The 18880-nt window shown below is 32.9% G+C and carries 23 protein-coding genes and 1 pseudogene; 3 read left to right on the top strand and 21 right to left on the bottom strand.

Features of this window, described 5'->3' with window-relative positions; all coding sequences use genetic code 11:
* Positions 1-122: 122 nt before the first annotated feature.
* The 4 genes and pseudogenes from D8M05_RS05860 to D8M05_RS05845 form a co-directional block, all read right to left on the bottom strand.
* Positions 123-860, bottom strand: a pseudogene (locus tag D8M05_RS05860) (ABC transporter ATP-binding protein); the annotation flags it as partial.
* Positions 860-1237, bottom strand: a complete 378-nt coding sequence (locus D8M05_RS05855; RefSeq protein WP_121129583.1) for a GntR family transcriptional regulator — start codon at positions 1235-1237, stop codon at positions 860-862. The pseudogene D8M05_RS05860 and the gene D8M05_RS05855, both read right to left, overlap by 1 nt.
* A gap of 211 nt (positions 1238-1448) precedes the next feature.
* Positions 1449-3914, bottom strand: a complete 2466-nt coding sequence (locus tag D8M05_RS05850; RefSeq protein ID WP_121129581.1) for a heavy metal translocating P-type ATPase — start codon at positions 3912-3914, stop codon at positions 1449-1451.
* Between the two features lie 14 nt (positions 3915-3928).
* On the bottom strand, positions 3929-4222 hold the full coding sequence (locus D8M05_RS05845; protein WP_379542943.1) for an ArsR/SmtB family transcription factor: 294 nt from the start codon (positions 4220-4222) through the stop codon (positions 3929-3931).
* 186 nt (positions 4223-4408) lie between these two features.
* Here D8M05_RS05845 and D8M05_RS05840 point away from each other — a divergent pair, with 186 nt between their 5' ends.
* Positions 4409-5086, top strand: a complete 678-nt coding sequence (locus tag D8M05_RS05840) for a DsbA family protein (protein WP_183072714.1) — start codon at positions 4409-4411, stop codon at positions 5084-5086.
* A gap of 3 nt (positions 5087-5089) precedes the next feature.
* Positions 5090-5518 (top strand): disulfide oxidoreductase, encoded by a 429-nt coding sequence (locus D8M05_RS05835; protein ID WP_121129575.1) that lies wholly within the window; start codon positions 5090-5092, stop codon positions 5516-5518.
* Between the two features lie 227 nt (positions 5519-5745).
* Here D8M05_RS05835 and D8M05_RS05830 read toward each other — a convergent pair whose 3' ends face one another.
* The 3 genes from D8M05_RS05830 to D8M05_RS05820 all read right to left on the bottom strand — a co-directional run bounded on the left by D8M05_RS05830 (position 5746) and on the right by D8M05_RS05820 (position 7847).
* Entirely contained in the window at positions 5746-6252 is a 507-nt protein-coding gene (locus D8M05_RS05830) for a hypothetical protein (protein WP_121129573.1), read from the bottom strand.
* Between the two features lie 482 nt (positions 6253-6734).
* Positions 6735-7169, bottom strand: a complete 435-nt coding sequence (locus D8M05_RS05825; protein ID WP_121129571.1) for a hypothetical protein — start codon at positions 7167-7169, stop codon at positions 6735-6737.
* Positions 7170-7262: 93 nt separating this feature from the next.
* The gene (locus D8M05_RS05820) at positions 7263-7847 is read right to left on the bottom strand and encodes a hypothetical protein (RefSeq protein WP_121129569.1); all 585 of its coding nucleotides are present in this window, start codon (positions 7845-7847) and stop codon (positions 7263-7265) included.
* A 493-nt stretch (positions 7848-8340) separates the two neighbouring features.
* On the opposite strand from D8M05_RS05820, the gene D8M05_RS05815 reads away from it, so the two are divergent.
* Positions 8341-8643 (top strand): hypothetical protein, encoded by a 303-nt coding sequence (locus D8M05_RS05815; RefSeq protein WP_121129567.1) that lies wholly within the window; start codon positions 8341-8343, stop codon positions 8641-8643.
* An 89-nt stretch (positions 8644-8732) separates the two neighbouring features.
* On the opposite strand, the gene D8M05_RS05810 is transcribed toward D8M05_RS05815, so the two are convergent.
* The 14 genes from D8M05_RS05810 to D8M05_RS05740 form a co-directional block, all read right to left on the bottom strand.
* Positions 8733-9245, bottom strand: a complete 513-nt coding sequence (locus D8M05_RS05810) for a DNA topology modulation protein (RefSeq protein WP_121129565.1) — start codon at positions 9243-9245, stop codon at positions 8733-8735.
* Positions 9246-9352: 107 nt separating this feature from the next.
* Positions 9353-9526 (bottom strand): hypothetical protein, encoded by a 174-nt coding sequence (locus tag D8M05_RS20125; RefSeq protein ID WP_183072713.1) that lies wholly within the window; start codon positions 9524-9526, stop codon positions 9353-9355.
* A 63-nt stretch (positions 9527-9589) separates the two neighbouring features.
* The gene (locus tag D8M05_RS05805; protein WP_121129563.1) at positions 9590-10009 is read right to left on the bottom strand and encodes a GNAT family N-acetyltransferase; all 420 of its coding nucleotides are present in this window, start codon (positions 10007-10009) and stop codon (positions 9590-9592) included.
* 179 nt (positions 10010-10188) lie between these two features.
* Positions 10189-10389: a hypothetical protein gene (locus D8M05_RS05800; protein WP_121129561.1), complete on the bottom strand. Its 201-nt coding sequence runs from the start codon at positions 10387-10389 to the stop codon at positions 10189-10191.
* A gap of 125 nt (positions 10390-10514) precedes the next feature.
* Positions 10515-10784, bottom strand: a complete 270-nt coding sequence (locus D8M05_RS20120; protein ID WP_121129559.1) for a hypothetical protein — start codon at positions 10782-10784, stop codon at positions 10515-10517.
* Between the two features lie 500 nt (positions 10785-11284).
* Positions 11285-11761, bottom strand: coding sequence for a GNAT family N-acetyltransferase (locus D8M05_RS05790; RefSeq protein ID WP_121129557.1), 477 nt, complete (start codon positions 11759-11761; stop codon positions 11285-11287).
* Between the two features lie 721 nt (positions 11762-12482).
* Positions 12483-12731 (bottom strand): hypothetical protein, encoded by a 249-nt coding sequence (locus D8M05_RS05780; RefSeq protein ID WP_121129554.1) that lies wholly within the window; start codon positions 12729-12731, stop codon positions 12483-12485.
* An 88-nt stretch (positions 12732-12819) separates the two neighbouring features.
* Complete coding sequence (locus D8M05_RS05775) at positions 12820-13359, bottom strand: 2'-5' RNA ligase family protein (RefSeq protein WP_121129552.1); 540 nt, start codon at positions 13357-13359, stop codon at positions 12820-12822.
* A 73-nt stretch (positions 13360-13432) separates the two neighbouring features.
* Positions 13433-14455 carry a DUF2332 domain-containing protein gene (locus tag D8M05_RS05770; RefSeq protein ID WP_121129550.1) on the bottom strand — a complete coding sequence of 341 codons (1023 nt, stop codon included), beginning with the start codon at positions 14453-14455 and terminating at the stop codon, positions 13433-13435.
* Between the two features lie 136 nt (positions 14456-14591).
* Positions 14592-15092: an NUDIX hydrolase gene (locus tag D8M05_RS05765; protein ID WP_121129548.1), complete on the bottom strand. Its 501-nt coding sequence runs from the start codon at positions 15090-15092 to the stop codon at positions 14592-14594.
* A gap of 174 nt (positions 15093-15266) precedes the next feature.
* Positions 15267-16235 (bottom strand): tyrosine-type recombinase/integrase, encoded by a 969-nt coding sequence (locus D8M05_RS05760; RefSeq protein WP_220667575.1) that lies wholly within the window; start codon positions 16233-16235, stop codon positions 15267-15269.
* A gap of 837 nt (positions 16236-17072) precedes the next feature.
* Positions 17073-17648, bottom strand: a complete 576-nt coding sequence (locus tag D8M05_RS05750; RefSeq protein ID WP_121129544.1) for a nucleotidyltransferase family protein — start codon at positions 17646-17648, stop codon at positions 17073-17075.
* Positions 17649-17723: 75 nt separating this feature from the next.
* Positions 17724-18170 carry a GNAT family N-acetyltransferase gene (locus D8M05_RS05745; RefSeq protein WP_245985213.1) on the bottom strand — a complete coding sequence of 149 codons (447 nt, stop codon included), beginning with the start codon at positions 18168-18170 and terminating at the stop codon, positions 17724-17726.
* A gap of 64 nt (positions 18171-18234) precedes the next feature.
* The gene (locus tag D8M05_RS05740; protein ID WP_121129540.1) at positions 18235-18777 is read right to left on the bottom strand and encodes a short-chain dehydrogenase; all 543 of its coding nucleotides are present in this window, start codon (positions 18775-18777) and stop codon (positions 18235-18237) included.
* Positions 18778-18880: the final 103 nt, after the last annotated feature.

Below are 18880 nucleotides of genomic sequence, written 5' to 3'. Positions count from 1 at the left end.
TTTCTCACTCAATATAATCACTCCTGATGTTTCCCCCTAACATGTCATTAGGGTTATTTTCTATCAAAAGTGGCTCAGTTTTCAATTGCTATGGTGGCTCACTTTTAAGTTACCATATACAGACTGGATTTTCTAATGGATATAAATTCCTGTTCCGTATCCCGATCTAGTAATTCAATTCCTCCTTTTACTATGGCGTACTCTTCCTCAATTTGATTAAATTCTTTTGTGAAAATATGCTGACCATTATGAATTAAAGTAATATAATCTGCAATACGATCCAAATCAGTTGTGATATGAGTAGAAAAGCAGATCGTTTTTTCCCCATCTTGCATTAGATTGTGTAATATATCTAATAATTCCCTACGAAAACTTGGGTCTAATCCCGATGTAGGCTCATCCATAATGATTAGTTCTGCATGATGTGATAAAGCTATGGTTAACGACGCCATCATCATCATTCCCTTAGAAAAAGATTTGATTTTTTTATTTAGTGGCAGTTCAAATGTTTTAACATAGTAATCGAATATACTATCATCCCAATTTATATAGGCAGGTTTAATAATCCCCTTTATTCCTGTTAATGTTAATTCTTCATAAAAAATATTCTTATCCATTACGAAACCGATTCGCTGTTTTATTGCTTTTTCATGTTCCTTATAATTCAAACCAAATATTGAAATAGATCCACTATCAGGCTGTAACAAATTCATGATTAGTTTAATCGTTGTTGATTTTCCTGCACCATTTCCACCGATAAACCCAGTTACGAATCCTTTTTTAATCGTCATGGAAAGATCCATTAGTTCAAAGTTATCAAATGATTTATGTACATGCTGCAATTCAATTACGTTTTCCATTATTCTTCCTCCCTATATAACATGGTAAGCAATTCCTTTAACTTTGTAAGATTGATTCCAATTTCTTTACTATTTTGGATTGCAGTAATTAGCTGCTCTTCAATTACTTTCATTTTCCTCTCTTTAATCATTTCATTATTTTGCTCTGATACAAAAGATCCTTTACCTACAACCGAATAAATAAATCCATTATTCTCTAGTTCTTCATAGGCACGCTTTGTCGTAATAACACTAATATCCAAATCCTTTGCCAATTGACGCATGGATGGCAAGGATTCACCTGCATCTAGTTCATTTGTCAAAATATGCTTCTTAATTTGCGCGTATATTTGCCTATAGATAGGTTCTTTTGATTTATTCGAAATTATAATTTTCATGAAAAAACCTCTCTTGCGAAAAATTGTGTATATATGATTTATATACAATATATACACAATCGAATTGCTTTGCAAGACTTTTATTTCAAAAAAAGCTGAATAGGATTATTATCTAATACCTTTCAGCTTTATCTATTGAAAATATAACATCACATGAGAGAAGAGATAATAAAGAGACGTTTCTCATAGAAAAACCTCTCTTTATTATCTCTTATTTGAATTTCAGCAATCTAATTGCATTTATAATAACAATTAATGCGGCACCAGTATCACTTAAAACAGCCATCCAAAGAGTAAGCCAACCCGGAAATATTAGGATTAATGCTACAAATTTTACAATTAAAGAAAACCAGATGTTTTGTTTAATGATCGTCAATGCTTTTTTACTTAACTTCATGGTATGTGGTAATTTCTCTAGATTGTCTGCCATTAAGACAATATCAGCAGTTTCCATTGCTGTATCTGTTCCTGCTCCACCCATCGCAATTCCTAAATCTGCGGTAGCAAGAGCGGGCGCATCATTGATACCATCACCAACCATCGCGACTTTGTGACCTTCTTTTTGTAGTTGCTTAATAGCACCGACTTTATCTTCTGGTAAAAGTTCGGCAAAGTAACGATTCACATTCGTTTCATTTGAAATCATCTTGGCAGTACCTTTATTATCACCGGTTAACATGATAAGTTGGTTTACACCAACTTGTTTCAATCCGTCTAATGCTTTTACAGTAGTTGATCGAATGGAATCAGCAACAGAGATAATCCCCATTATTTCTTGCTCTGTACCTATAATTACTACCGTTTTCCCTTGATTTTGTATCTTTTCTACTTTATTCCTAACATCATCTAAAGAAACTCTCAGATCTTCAAACAGTTTTATATTACCAGCATAATGTACTACTCCATTAATCGTTGCTTGAACACCTTTACCGACGATATTTTTAAATAATTCTCCACTATTAGCCTGAACTCCATGGTCCTTCGCATATCGGACAATCGTTTTTGCTATTGGGTGTGTAGAGTAATCTTCCAATGTATACGCTATTGACACTAATTCGTCTTCAGAGATGCCTATTGCTTCAATTTCAGATACTTTTGGCTTCCCTTCTGTTAATGTCCCTGTTTTATCAAAAGCTATCGCATTAATCGCACCTGCTTTTTCTAAGAACGCACCACCTTTGATTAACACACCATTCTTTGCGGCATTTCCGATAGCTGAAACAATAGCAACTGGAGTAGATATAACAAGCGCACATGGACAAGCAACTACTAATAACGCGAGACCTTTATACACCCATTCTCCCCAAGTACCAAAGCCTAATAGGGGTGGTATCACGATTACTATTAATGCTAGTACAAAGACAATTGGAGTATAAACACTCGCAAACTTATCAATAAAGCTTTGCGTTGGAGCCTTTTGCTCCTGTGCTTCTTCCACCAAATGGATAATTTTTGATAGACTTGTGTCTTGAACTAACTTGGTGACTTTCGTTTCAATTGAACCACTTTCATTAATGGACCCTGCATATACGGTATCACCGATTAATTTATCAACTGGTATTGATTCCCCAGTAATAGGTGCCTGATTCACGCTCGTCTCACCTTGGATGATTTCACCATCTAACGGAATTCTATCGCCAGGTTTGATAACTATAATCTGGCCAACGGAAACTTCTTCTACAGGTCTCTTAACTAATTCTGTTCCTACTCTAACCCATGCCTCCGATGGTGCCAAATCCATTAGATTTCGGATCGATTTTCTAGTATTTTCAACGGATCTATTTTGCAAGATATTACCTAACGCAAATAACCATACCACAGTCGCACCTTCAAACCATTCTCCAATCAATGCGGCCCCAATTGCTGCAGCGGACATTAAAACGTTCATATCTAACGAACGGCTTTTTATAGCATAATAGGCACTTTTCACTGGTTTATAACCACTTATAACGATAGCAATGGCATATATAATGGTGGTCATTAATGAAGATACACCACTATAAGAACCAATAAAACCAAGTGCTAATAAAATACCAGAAAAGGTAATGAATCCGTATCCTTCTTTGTTTTTAAGAGTATCTGTAGATTTATTACGATTTGTATTTAGTGAAGCTTTATAACCTAGTTTCGATACTTCCGAAACAATATCATCCACACTGTTATCATGCTCTATTTTCATCTTTCCGGTTGAAAAATTAACAGCAACTTCATTAACTGTAGGAATCTTATTTAAATGATTCTCGATACTTTTAGCACAACTACTACAGTCCATTCCCACAACATCATAAGTTCTTATATTTCTTTTTTGTATCAATGGTTTAGCAGTAAAGCCTAACTTTTGGACTTCACTTTCTACACTGTTAAGAGATAATGCACCTGTTCCGACCACCTGTAGTTTTGCGGTATTATAATTTACTTTAGCCTCTTGAATGTAACTAATCCTATTAAGCCCTTTTTCAATTGTTAATGCACAAGAAGGACAATCCATTCCATGTATTCGATATTCAACCTTCTCCCCCTTGATAGGGGTTGCATTTATGTTTAGTGTTTCTTCATTCTTGCTGCAACAACTAACTACTTCTTTTGTAGAGTCTTTTTCTACATTACTATGGCAACATCCATTATTATTCTCAATGGCTACCGGTTCTTCTGCTGAACTACAACAATTATCGGCCATTCATTCCACCTCCATTAATCAATATGATTTTCACAACAAGCAATATCGTTCTGAATATCCTCAAGTACCACATCAAACATGGATAATAAATCACGCACTAGTTGATTACGCACACGGTAATATACGTATTTCCCATCTTGCCTCCCGACAATAAGTCCACAACCTTTTAGGCAAGTTAAATGTTGTGAAATGTTGGATTGATTGCCATTTAAATCGTCAACAATTTCAGAAACCGTTTTTTCATCCTCTATTATACTTTCGAGTATTTGAACCCTCGTTTTATTTGAAAAGCCATGTAAGAACTTCATTTTAGTATCGATATCAACTTTTATCACGAAATTTCCTCCTTATATTAGACATCACTAATATGATTTGTTATTATCATATTAGCAATTGCTAATATGTGTGTCAAATTCTTAATTTTAATAAAGTATTTGAACAATATTAAATTGGTAAAATGAAATTTATTAATAATAGGATAAGTAGGTGTTTTGATGAAAAATAATAAGTCTTCATTTAAGTTTGTCGTTATTATAACCTTATTTTTGGTTGCTTTAATTGTTGCCTTAGTTGTTATCAACAACAATCGTACGGATTCAAATCAAGGAACGACATTGGACAAACAACCACCAATTGATGGGCAACCCACAATAGGAGACACCGATGCACCAGTAACAGTTGTGGAATTTGGTGATTTTAAGTGTCCTTCATGTAAAGCATGGGGTGAAACGATTTACCCACAATTAGTCAGTGATTACGTTGACACTGGAAAGGTGAAATTCTCGTTTATCAATGTCTTATTTCACGGTGAAGAATCAGAGTTGGCGTCATTAGCTGCAGAATCCGTTTATAAACAAAATCCTGATGCATATTGGGAATTTCATAAGGCACTCTTCAAGGAGCAACCAAGTGAGGATCATCACAGCAGTTGGGTTACAACAGAAAAGATTAACGAAGTAGCGGGTAGGCTATCAGGCATTGATACGGATAAATTAAATGCGGCAATTGAAAGTAATTCAGAAATGAATGAAGTCAATAAGGATACAGAATTGGTAACAGAATTTGATGTCCAACTCACCCCAACAATCATGGTAAATGAAACAATGATTGAAGACCCCTTTGACTATGAAGCAATTAAAGATGCTATAGATAACGCATTAGAGGAAATGTAGGATATGAAGAAAGTAGATATAGGGCAGCTTTCACTTTATATGGCATGGGTCGTTTCCATTGTTGCAACACTTGGGAGTCTTTATTTTAGTGAAATAAGAGGGTTTATTCCGTGTGAACTTTGTTGGTATCAGCGTATTACGATGTATCCATTATCATTGATACTTGGGATAGCTACTTTTCAAAATGACCGGACGGTGAAAAAATATGTATTACCAATAGCATTAATTGGTTGGTTTACTTCGCTCTTCCACTATTTAGAACAAAAAGTTCCGGGATTTGCACAAATAAAACCATGTGTCAATGGGGTTCCGTGTAGTGCTGAATATATTAATTGGCTTGGATTTATTACCATACCATTTTTAGCATTCCTTGCTTTCACACTAATTATCGTATTTATGCTATTAATAAAGAAACCAAACAACAATAATTGATTAAAAAAGGTGCTTTCTTAGTAGATAGCACCTTTTTTTCGTTAACTTTCTTAATTCTTTTGTTGTTCATTTTCCTTTTGAAATAAATAATAAAAGTTGAGTGATAATCGCAAGAATTGGTAATTTAGAATATAAATAGACTACCGCTATTAATTCAATAATTGCACCCTTAGAAAGCCAGTTGGATTTTAAAGTAATGCACCATTTTATTTAATAAAAATTAATATTTACTCCATTGAATTAGCTATCTCTATTAAATCTTCAATTGTAATTTCGGTATCAGTTGTATCAGGCGGCACTATTAACGATAGTTCGTGATGATTACCATCCTGGTCCTCCCATCTTAAACTATAGTCAACTACTTTTGCCTCAATTCCATTATCTAAAGTAACCGTTTCACTACTCTTTTCGTTCGCATAAGATACATTTCCATACATTGTGTTTAACAAAAGTTGAGAGTTGTTTCCAGCATATATAAAATTAGTAAGAACAATATTTCCATCGGGGTCATTGATAGGTTCACTTGTGTAGCCAAAATCAATAACACTATAAGACTCAGGCAATTTTAAAGGGACTACTATATTCTCTCTAAATTCTTCAGGTAGCTCCTCAATGTTCTCTTTAATGGTTTCAGGATAATTAGAAATTACTTCCTGATATTGATTTGTATCATTAGAACAAGCCGTAAGAAGACCGATAATAATTATTGCTAAAAATGATAACGATTTTTTCAAGATAATTCCCCCCTGTTTGTGCTTTAAAAATAATACGGTAATAGGTAGAAATACGTTTCATTCTTACACAAAACCGGACCTTAATTTCTGTTTTTCCCTCTCCATAAATACTCAACATAAATAATCCATTATTATTCGTAAAATAAGTACGATACTAAATTATAAAAGCTGGAACCATAAGCCATAACCATACGCTTACTTTATGTCTATTAAACTTAGTGGCAAATTCCACCAAACTATTTAATCCTCCTGGTGCTGTGTATTTATATGCGTTATTTGAGGGGCTTACCTTATATCTTTTGATTCAAAGATAGTTGAACCTGAAACTAGAATATCGATTTTATTTTCTGAATACCCTTTCAGTTTGTTTTTTAATTCCGCCATCTACTTCAAATATATCACGCGAGTTACCAAAGAAATCCTCGACACTTATTGTGGTAACGCGCCACTTAGTATAATAACTAAAAGTTGACCTATAAGGACTATTCTTTCAGGATTTCAATTGGCATATCTTTAATTAATCTAACGGTCAGATTTTTAAAGTCGCTTATTTTATCTGTATCAATCATTTCAAAATCAACATCCCTAATTTCCGCTGAATACTCGCTGAAATCTTTATCACTTTCTTTAACTGTAAATTTTATTTTTAAATTTTCATTTTCATTTTCAAAATGAAGTTCAAGTACATCGTCAATCAATTCATATGTTCCTTCTCCGTAAAAGGTATTATTGACTACATTTCCATCTAAAAATTCTAATGTCATAATGGAGTCATATCTATTAGGACTGTCGAGATCATCTTGAAGCACTGGCGTATAAGCAACTTCAAAAGTTTTCCCAGATAATTCGTCTTCATTGTTACAAGCTGAGAGCAAAAGCACAACTAAAAGTAATGATAAAATGAACCTCTTTTTCATAATTTTAAATCCTCCCCCATTCTCTTCCGCTATAGTACCAGTTCGTTACATATCTTGGATTGGTCTTGCTTTGTCCTTTTTAAATCTAACTTTTTAGCTTTCTCTAAGTGCTTCTGATAAACCTTCATCTGAGAAAAATTCAAATCCAGCTATTTTGCCTTCTTCTGAAAAGTTAGCTTGACCAGTTACATTGTAGATGTTAGGTTCGTTTCCTGCTTTCTGGTACTGAACTTTTGTAGTAAAATCGTAAGTAATTTCGTCTGTTTCATTTTGTTGAATATCTATACTGTCAATTTCCATCGAATTATTCTCAGAAGGATGATAACTCAACGCATATGTTCCGATATATTCACCGAACATATCATCAGTGAAATGGGATTGATACCTTTCTTCTAAAAACAAATCAAGTTCAGTGGGACTTTCTGGGCTTTTAGTTTCACTGTCCTCTCCAATAATAGTTGCATTATTAGGGTCTTCCAATAGTTCATTTAACTTTTGGTTTGGTCCAGTAAATGTATTTTCTAAAACAGTCTCTAATGTAGTTAAGTTTTCGTCTTGGGAACTGGAAGGTAATTCATCGTCTGATGAACAACCAACAACAAACAATAGAATACCAAACAAAAGAAATGCCAGAGTTATTCGATAAAAATTGCTTTGTTTATGTATAACATTTTTCATACCATTACCCCCTCGTATCGTATTTACGAAACATAAAGTATATTTGTTTCAATTTTCTAAAATAATTACTCGACCCAATAATAACCTTTCACTATCCTGCTGGTTAACAGAAAGCGACTGTTCTAAGGGAACAATCGCACCATTTAACGCAACAGCAATCATAAATATTATATCTTTACACTTTAGGCAATAGTAAGTTTTAATTGGAAAAAATAATCCTAATAGTGCTTATGGAGGTTAAACATTGAAGTGAATAATTGTTTTATTTATTTTTATCGTTATGATTAGTGACAGTATAGTCTACGCTAATTCTGAAGACAAAAGTAACCATCCTTTGAGGAAATATACACAGAATGGGGTTATACAACCATAGATGAGCTTTAACTCAATTCGAATACTTTTTCTAATAAAGAGTTACAGTTACCGCTCAGGGTGCCTCCGATAGCTTTTACTCATCACTTTGGTAAATTTGATGATTCAGAAGGTGATGTCAATGATTTCTTTTAGTGCACAATTTGTAAATGATAAACATCCCGAAAATCATTATAAAATAGATGTAAAGGCTACTGAAAATGGTATCGAGCTTAATGAAAGGCAAGTAATAGATACGTATAAATTGAAAGATGAAACAACCGCCAGGTATATTTCACTTTCTCAGCATAAAATAGGTTTTTATGCCTTAGTATTTACAAAGAATGACTGGCAATATATTTTAAGTATCGATGAAAGAATTGCTGAAACTGTCACTCCCGAAGTTTTAGTTGAAATTGCCAATTCATTTGAAACTGAATCTTAGAAATATATTTCCCGAAAAGTTAAGGAGCTTCTAAGCACTTTTTTTCTTTGTACTAAAGCACTATATAGTAAATAAGAGAAGGGCTTCTATTAAAATTTATTATACTTTTCTATAAATTGTTCAACGTCTTTTGGCGATTTTAAAATAATAACTTGTTTACCTTTAGGCAATTGTTCAAGTCTCTTCAAAATTTCAGGTCTTTTAGTTTTTGGATAATTCCATATCCATTTCAGAAAACCTAGGTCGATTCTTTCTTCGCATCCCGCTCCCATATCTGGTCTTGTTTTATTTCGATATTTTAACATTCGTTTAAAAGCACGATAAAGACAGATTCTCCTTTGAATATCAAGGAAAATTATTGTATCTGCTGCATTAAGTCTTATGTCCATCGTACTACCATAGTTTCCATCAATGATCCATTGTTCTTTTTTCACTAAATCATTTTGAATTTTCCTCTGTTCTTCTTTTGGAACACCGACCCAATTCGGTTTCCAAAATAAAGTATCAAGGTGATAAACATTTACTTTTAGCTTTTCACCTAATCTCCTTGCTAGTGTAGATTTCCCTGCACCACCAGAGCCAATAAGTACAACCTTTTTCATAAGCCCTCCTTGCTACACAAAGCTGTTGTGTAACTGAATATAGTTTTAGAGTAATAACCATCTTAAATTAAACACAACAAAAAGTTGCAACCTCAAAGCAACGCCTATCATTTTTTATATAAATTTAAGCCTAATCTAATAAATAATACGAACAAAGTTGCTGTTAATAGAAAACCGATAGTATCCCAATCTATTTTTCCATTTCGTATGATACTAACAACCATAATTCCTACAAGTACGCCCATAAGTCCAGAAAGGAACGACTTCAATCTGGAATTCAAATAACCTCTCCCCCTTTCTCAACCATTCTTGTGGTAATACACCAGTTAGCATAATTGAGAAAATTATTCATGGCTTATTTTTCTGAATCCATAAAAGGCACGAAAACCCAGTCCTTCATAAAATGTACGAGATGAACTATTTGCAAGTAATTCAACCCTTGTCTTCGGATAAATATTGTGTACATAGCGGATTAATTCTCTTCCTAACCCTAATCCCCTATACTTTTTATCAGTTAGCAATTCGCAAATAAATAGGCCTATACAAGAATCAGTAAAGCCTCTTATATAGCCAACTACTTGTTGATCCTCTGTTTCAGCAACATAGGATACATTTGAATTTTTCCAGGCTTCTTTCGTATTCAAATGGTTTTCTACTAAATTAGACCATCCTTCTTCTTTGTTTAAATCTTGTATTTTATTAAAATCTCCCTCTTCATATGGTCGAATAAATACATTTTTGTTATCGCTCAAAACTAATGTCATAATAAAATATCCCCTTGAGACCAGTCTAAATACTAACTTCCTTATTAAATAATCCTGTAGATAGCTTAACAGGATTTTATTTGAAGTTAACATAATATCCCTAAAATTATTAATAAAAGAAAAGAAACTCGCATTCTGATTGGTTTATTGAATTTTTGCAGCTTGATGCAATAAAATAGTTACCTTTTATTTTTGTTTTTATCAAATTTCACCCAACAATAAAAGATAATTACAGCGGTAATAAGAATAATATGAGGTATCCAATGGTATTCTATTGGTAAAGGAAAAAATAGTATTGCTGATAGTAAGAGCACAGGAAGCACCCAGATAAAAAACATTCTTACATATTTATTTTTAAAGCTAAGCTCGAATTCTTTCATTATTTATCCCCTCCAGCTTAAATATCAAATAAAACGTTTAAAACAAACAGAAATAACTGTCTATTTTGTCAATTAACCTGCCGATTGCCTTATTCTGCTCTTGCGCTAGTTAGTGAATAAAGCAGTTAGCTACAATCATGATGTTTTTTTCCTCTTTGAATTATCATTTCAATTAGAATAGCAATAAATGACATTATCCCCATTCCTATAACTAGATATTTAAAAGCCGTTTCCCCATCACTTGTAAAAATAGTATGTATTGTTATGGTTCCCACCAATATAGCCATTCCCAATTGTGTCATGAATTTGTTGTTTGAGTTTACTTTTTTGAAAAAATTAGTTTTAGTAATAATTAAAAACAGGACTAAAGCCAATAATAAAAAGAAAAAAATCATTATTTCACTCCTTTAATTTTCAAGAATCATTCAATTAAATGGCTCAATTTAGTCTTTTCGGGATTAAATAATCCTTTGATTTAAATATCTTTATATCGTGTATTTCTGCATACTCAGTTAAATGATCATATGCTTTCTGCGGTTCGAGTACAGCTAATCTAATGTTGATTATAACTGCAGCTTTCTTAGTCCATCCAACGCGTATAAATTTCCTTATGGATAATAGCTTTATTATTTAATTTTTTCTATAGCTTTTACCAATCTAATTATCCAATATAAAATTATCCAAGGAAGAACAAACTTTGTAACCCATTCTATTAAATTAGGTATCACATAGGATGAGTTTATGTTGAAAAACGGAAGTATTAACCAAAGTGCAATCAAAATTATAATGCCAATTATTAATTTTTTATTTTAAACACCTCATAGCTATTTATTCCCCTTTGCTATTCTGCCTATTTAACAAAAGGAACGACCAGTTAATTGAAGAGTAAGTTAAATTACAATAATAAGCTCATAATAAACTGTTCACCAATAGGACCCATTTTTCTCCTGCCTGTATCCCTATAACCTATTTTTGAGTACAGTCTCTGAGCAGGAATATTTTTATAATTAACAGCCAATACAATTTCGTTACAGTTAGGAAATTCAGATTTAACAAAATCACTCAATAAGAACATAGCCTGTTTAGCATACCCTTTTCCTTGCTTCGTCTGATTAACAGATAATGAAGTTAACAACATTGCATTTGAGTTATCTGAATACTCTTTTACACGTTCCGTTGAATGTAATAAAAAGAAACCTATAGGCTCATTTTCGTTTACGATGACAATTCTATATTGTCCTTCTGTGACCTCGAAATATTTGCTCGGTAAAGCAGTGAATTTTGCTTGATCTGCAGGAAGTTCAAAAGATTTTAAGACTTCTAGATATTCATCCGAAAAATTTTCTAACTTTACGTTATTAACTGTTTTCATCGGACGGTATCCCCCCTTGTGTTTTTCTACATATTAACACAATGAATGTATGTTTGTAGAATTCTATATGTAACTTTATGCGTTTAAAAAACTGTTCAACAATTTAGTTGTTTTTATTGCACTAACTTGTCAGTTACTAAAATAATCGTCGCAACTTATTGTAGTAACGCACCAGCTACTTCCACGAAGAAAGTTCCTTTAATGCCTTTCAATAATTATTAAATCATCAGAAGGAGTTAGATACCTCTTTTCCCCTATTGTGAAATCGGCCCCCTGACGTTCTACCTCAACATATTGAACAACCTTTTCATCATTCATGAAGACTAATAAGTATATATCGTCTCTCCAGGCGATATCACTCGGGTCATTAAAATTAACACCTAATTGTTCTACTATTCCTTCTTCGGTACTATAAGGTGTAAATAAGAATCCCTTTTCCCAATCGAAAGACGTCAGTGATTTAAGACTTATTTCACTATTATGCTTATCTTTTACAATCGAATAAATAGACTTTCCTAAATCTGTATTATGTTGAACACTACTACATCCTGCTAATAATAGTAAAAGAAGGATGAAAACAACAACTACTTTCTTGATAAATAATCTCTCCTTCCATTGATATCAAAAGAACATCTTCTTCAACTAACCATTTAGCGTAATAGCCTTTAGGTATTTCCTAAACTCTTCTTTCGTTAATGCACCAAATTACTTGAACAAGGACTTATTTAAACTGATCATAGTATTTCTTTGGATTAGATATATTATTTTCAATAAAAAACTCGGCTTGACTCTTAAACGTTTTTATGTAAAATTCTTCATCCATAGCAATTTCTTTTAGCTCTTCAACGCTTCCTTCAACATTCACTGTACCCGATTTCAAATCTACAAGAACTGTCATTTGAATAATATCGTTGTAAGAAATCGTTCCAGTTACTTGTTTTCGGAGAAAATGATGAATACAAAATAACATACTTTCTCTAATGATAGCTTCATAATCTTCTATTTCTTCGTTCTTAATCGTTCTTGTATTAAAGCACCAGTTCTTATTATTGATACAGTTATTTTTTTAATTCCTTTGAATAAATGATTGGTGCTTTGTCTTTATCAGATACATCAATTAATACAACTTCCACTATCTTTCCGCGTATTGTACGATGTCTTTTTGAACAGTAATCAAATGCTTGATTTAGTTTTTCCTGAGATAACCTATTTGCAATCGTACAATGTGGTATCCAATTATTAGGTAAATACAATGAATTTGGATTATCATTAAAACTTTCAAAGTCCTTATGATGGTTTAAATGAAATTCAATTAAATCCTTTGTGGTAGTTGGAGAGAAGAACAATGCACCAGAGCTGAGAAAAGAGCCAATTGTATTAAACTTTATATCAATTACTGACTGGTTTTGATATGTTACATCCATTTGCTTGATAAAATCTTTTTTGTTTATATTGTTATAACTTGCTAATGTAATATGGGGTTTCCTATCTTCCACTTCATAGGCATAAGATGAAATAAAGTTGTCTTTTAATTCCTTCCAAATATTCTTTATCAGTTCTTCAGTTGTTTCATCGAATATAGCAATTAGTCCATACATAAAAGCCCTCCTTAAACTATTAGATTGTTTAAAGTGTCCTTTACTTTAAGTACACGGTTTCACAAACTCTTAATCATAACTCCCATGAAAACCATCTTCCATGTCCATCAGTCTTTCCAACTTTATTGGCGTACTCTTTTCCATCAATATAATAATCAAGGTGTAAGTCTCTATCTTGAATGTTGTTATAAACGTGGAATATTTCTCTGTCTGCACCTATCATTTTTACTTGTTCAAGTAATCTCTTTTTCATATCTAAGGGCATCTGGTTAGCTACGTGTGTGTGGAATATACAAATAGAATATTCTCTTGAAATATCTTTAGATAGTTCTGGAAGTAACTTAACCCCGTCTCCTTCAATTAGAGTTAAAGGATTAGCTCTAATGTAACGTGCTGCTTTTTTAAATAAATCTCTTCTTTCATTATGATTAGGCCAAATGAGTGCGTTCAACCAAAGATAATCTTCATTGTTAGTTAAATCAATTATATTAAGGTCTATTCCAATCCTTGAAGTTACTGGTGGGATGCCCCCGTGTAAAAACGGGGGATTTTCACCTATAATTTGAGAAGATATATGAACCTCTGAATTCTTATCTCCGTAAATTTCATTCGTTTCATATGAGTAGCCATATTTATCCCATAGGAGCTGTAAACCCGCACTTGTTCCTATCTCAATTAGGGCTAATGGTTTCTTCACAATATCATAAATATATTTAAAAGTTGGGAAAAGATAGGAACAACGTCTTACTTCATTTGTCTGGACTAATTTATTTTTTAAAATTGGAATTACTTCGTCTGTATATAGTTCACAAAAATCTTTAAAGTAAGCATACGATTCTTCTACACTTCTTGACTTCTTAGTTATACTTGGGTAAAACTCTTTAAGATTATGAGTCTTGCCCTTTAATAATAGGTAATGTACGGCACCAAACAATAAATTAGGTACAGGTTGACCTTCCCTTGCATGTGATGCTAATTTCAAGATTTCTTTATCTTCAGCAACCTTTAAAGAAAGATATTCATACAATTGACTCGATCCTTTGCATTCCTTTATTGCAAAATTAATAAATTTTTCCGACAAAATGTTTTGTTCCACAAATATTCTCCTCCAAAGTCAATATACTTTTATTTAAGTGTATTTTTTATTCCAATCCCTTCGTACAACAATTCGACAAAAGAAGCGTTAAACCTTCTCTAATCAACACATAAGTTAGCATAATGAAATATTATTGTTACATTTTTTCATTAAGCCAACTTGCTTCCCATTGAAAATAAACGCTATTTGATGGAGGAGATTTAAATATAAAATCTGGATATGGTAAGGCAAGTTTCGGTTTTCTTTCTTCTCTAATAAAACATAAATCCGTAGATTCATCATCAATTGGAGTTAGTTCCCCCTTAACTATTGAACATTCAAAAACAAATACACTGTATTCTACTTGGTCACCGTGAGGGTATGTAAATCGAAAATCTTCACCACCAAATACTCCTAGTAACTTATTTGGTTGTACCGTCAATCCAGTTTCTTCCCAAACTTCACGAATAAGTGCTTGTGCCGGTGTTTCTCCTGGTTCAATTGCTCCTGCTGGTAAACTCCAGTATTCGCCTTCCACAGGATATTGAAACAATATCTCATTATCTTTGTTTCTAATAATTGCAGCGACACTTGGCATAAATATTAGGTCTGTTCCAACTTTCCTGCGAAGTTGTTTATAATAATCAGATATTGCCATAACAAATGCTCCCCCTTAAAAGTATAATATGTATAAATATATGAATTTTTCCATTACACAAACCTGCCCTTTGCAAACAGAAAAGCATTACTTATGGTAACGCACTCGATTACTTCATAAATACTAAGTGGTTTTTAAAAATGAGTAGCCTTTATGGCAGCCCTGTAGAATTCCTTAAATCAGAGAAGAAAGTAACTCAGTAATCTCCCCTTGTTGATTCTTCCTGTTATCGTCATATATTAATAAGGTATCTATTTTCTTATGACGAGAAAGCTTTTGTACAGAACGCACATCTCCATTGGTTTTATCCAATGCAATTGTAATAGAACTATGTCTAATTTTATGTGGAGACATCGACTTTTCAATACCAGCATGATACGCACAATCCCTTACAATTCTTCTTATTGCTTCTCCGCTCATCGCAGAACCAAATGTCCTTCTATCCGTTGTCGCAAAGAGTGGATCTGCAGTAGTTAATTTTCCCTTTTTTCTTCTTTCAGATAAATAGTCATTAATGACCCCGATAACTTGAGTAGAAATCGTAATTGATTCCTTTTGTGTACCTCTTCCTTTTCCTAATACCCAAATATTTTTACTTTCTTGTTGATAGTCTTCTAATTTAATCTTTGTCAATTCCCCTCTACGCAACGCAGTTTCGAACAATAATAATAGAATAGACAAATCCCTTTTTCCCTTTAACGTTTTCCGATTTGGAACTTTTAACATTTTTTTAAATTGTTCCAAACCAATCCCAGTAGTATCTCGATAGGTTTGAATTCGCTCAAATTTTACTTCCTGTAAATCATAGTCACAGTAGCCTAACATTTTAGCTAATCTTACAAGCGAACGAACTGCGGATATTCTTCTATTAATTGTTGATTCTGCTTGTTTTTCGTTTGTTATTAAGAAGTTTTTATATATTAATACTGCTTCCAACGCCTTGGATTTTGGCAAGGATAAGAATTCTTGAACGTTAGCCGAAGTAGCTTCTTCGCCTGTCATATATGTAAAGAATCGATTAATGTCATATCGATAAGCTCTTTTAGTATTATCGGAACGTTTATCATTTAGCAATAAAGAAATAAGATCGGGCGTTCTGTGCGTCGAAACCTGATGAACACTTTCTATCATTTTGTTCTTCAATCCATTTTCCTCCTCTTTCCTACTATACTAACATATGGAAAAATGTAGTAATGTCTTCAAATCTCAGAATATATTGATTTATAAAGGATTCACCCTCCAAAAAATAATAACCAATATAATGTTAACACCTACGTTTTTTGCGTGAATAAATACCGTTTAACCCTTTATTTATAAAGGGTTTTCGGGGTCTGTTAGAGGGGAACGGTAAGCTCTCAGAGCGAATTACAAACAATCATCAGTATCGTTGTTCATGTAAATTCGTTTGAACGCGTCTCTGCAACATCTTATTTAGTGAAGTTTTTAGTTCCTTATTCTAACTATTTACACTTTTAACGGCTGCATTACAACTTAATTTAACGCATAAGAATGACGAGATAATTAGTCAAATTTGTCATTCCTTCTACCGCCTTCTATCATTTTATCACATTTTTATCTTTAGAGTTTGATAATGGCGATTTACGCACGCTTATACACTAAATTATTAAAGTCGTGTGTGTATAGCTTTAAATTCTCTATAATTGTCGATAGGTTGGCTGTACAATCCGACGAAACTAGATGCTGTTCATTATTGTTTTGTTTGATATGCTTGGGGACATGGTTACTAAATCCTTAACTTTTTTTGAATCAGAAGGTCAGGTCGGACTATGGGCAGAATGGTTACCAATTCCAATTCTTTTTGGTATCTCTGCATTGATTATCTTTATTCTTTTTGTTCGGTTATATTTTCATCCTTTTCGGAAGTTAGTGTAAATAATAAGGCTTAGAGAGAAAACTCTAAGCCTTATTCCACAAAATTATATTAAACGCACCGCTACCGATACTTCGATTTCCGTATATTTAATAAACGTTATGGTTTTGGGTGATTTTTAATTCTTTCCAGGTGGATTTCCAATTCTTTCTTCTTATTCTTTCTTCATAAATCTGCATACGTTCTTTATTCTCGGTGAAAAAAGGAGTTGGCTTTACCTCTAAATTTACGACATCATGAATACCGCACGGAGCTGTCAATATGACATTGTTATATTCATCTAACTTCACACCTAAAGCAGTTGCTGTTTCCGGAAACTTGGAAATAGCATCAATGGATGAAGTATATGGTGGCATACTACTATTCATGTGCATTCTTGCTTCATTTTTTACTGACCAAGGAATAGTTGGATTGATAGAATGAAGTATCTTTTCATATTTCTTTTCTTCTAATTTATCGATATTGTTAGGCCAATAGTAAATGACATCGATGTCGGGAATAAGTGTTCTTTCATTGAATTTATGTACTGTATCCCATATCTTGGAACGAACAAATCCAGCACATATCCACCAATCTGGCAAATGTAATGTTTTAGCAGTTTGCAATATTTCCATCATCCACTTATCCTTTTTAATAATAGAAATGATTTCATTTTCTTTCATCATTGTAATGTTTCTCCTTAAACATAGTATCCTTCTTCAGTATAGTAGCCTTTCTACTATTCTGTATAAAAGCGCTTATTAGTCGAGTAAATTTTTCTGGAGTAAAATCTTATGTAATCCTTTTTCATCGGTATAAGTATCCACTACATCAAATCCATTTTTTATGTTTAAAATTAACATATTACGCCATTTATTCATTGTTTTTGTTTGAACAATTTTATAACCTTTTTCTTTTAAGTATTGATGTTGCTTTTCCATCAACATCGTAGCAATAGCCTGATTTCTGTAATACGTATCCACTCCGCCTAACCAACTGTAAAATGAGCTATGGTCAATTTCATATCCAATCTTAAAACCAATAACTTTTTTACCCTCCATAGCAGTAATAATTAATAATTGAGGTTTACTTGACATTTTATTTATTAAATCATCAGAAGTACCGAATATATCTTTATGTAGTTCTAAAATACCGTTTAAAACATCAACATCAGGTATTGAAGTGAAAATACAATAGTCAAATCTCAAATGAAATCCCCCCGCTTCTATTGCACGAAGCATAGTGACTTTGTAAAATTTTTCTCTATATCATTTACGGACGATTTTCCCGCGGCTTTACTTGACCAATCGTTGTCACATTCTTTCTCAACTTCATCGCCTTAATGACGCCATCTGAAATTTCCTTATTTGTTAACCACCTCGAACGAGAACCCTCATTCACAAAACCTAATTGGACTTGATAATACCCTACTGGTACTGGAGCTTTTCTTTTGAGTTCATCTAAATCTGAATTACTACCTAATACGTGAAATAATTCCCAACTACTGTTCGTTTTAGATACCTCGTTCGCTATTATTTGAAGGGCATTTTCCCCTATTGAATGAATCCATGCTACTACCATTTCAATATCTCCATTTTGCTTTAATGTTGCATGTACTTTTTCTTTAAGTGCTTCCTCGTTTGTATAATCAACTAGTAATGGTGTTATACGATCTTTCAAGTTTGCCCTTTCTATCAATTGTGTCATTCGTTCAGCATTCCTAGCGATGATAGATACATGATAGTCAGTATCTAATAACCAAAGTGATACGTTTGATAGCATACCGGTACCGCCAATCACTAATGCGTGCTTCATTCATCTTCTCCCCTTTCAAACTCTATCCTACCTTTACGAACAGTTAAATACATTACTGAACGTTCGAACTTTCTAATTTATACTTCGTTTTAAAATATTAACA

The organism is Oceanobacillus bengalensis, assembly GCF_003628445.1.
Classification (GTDB): domain Bacteria; phylum Bacillota; class Bacilli; order Bacillales; family Amphibacillaceae; genus Oceanobacillus; species Oceanobacillus bengalensis.
This window is presented reverse-complemented; position numbering and strand designations above follow the sequence as displayed.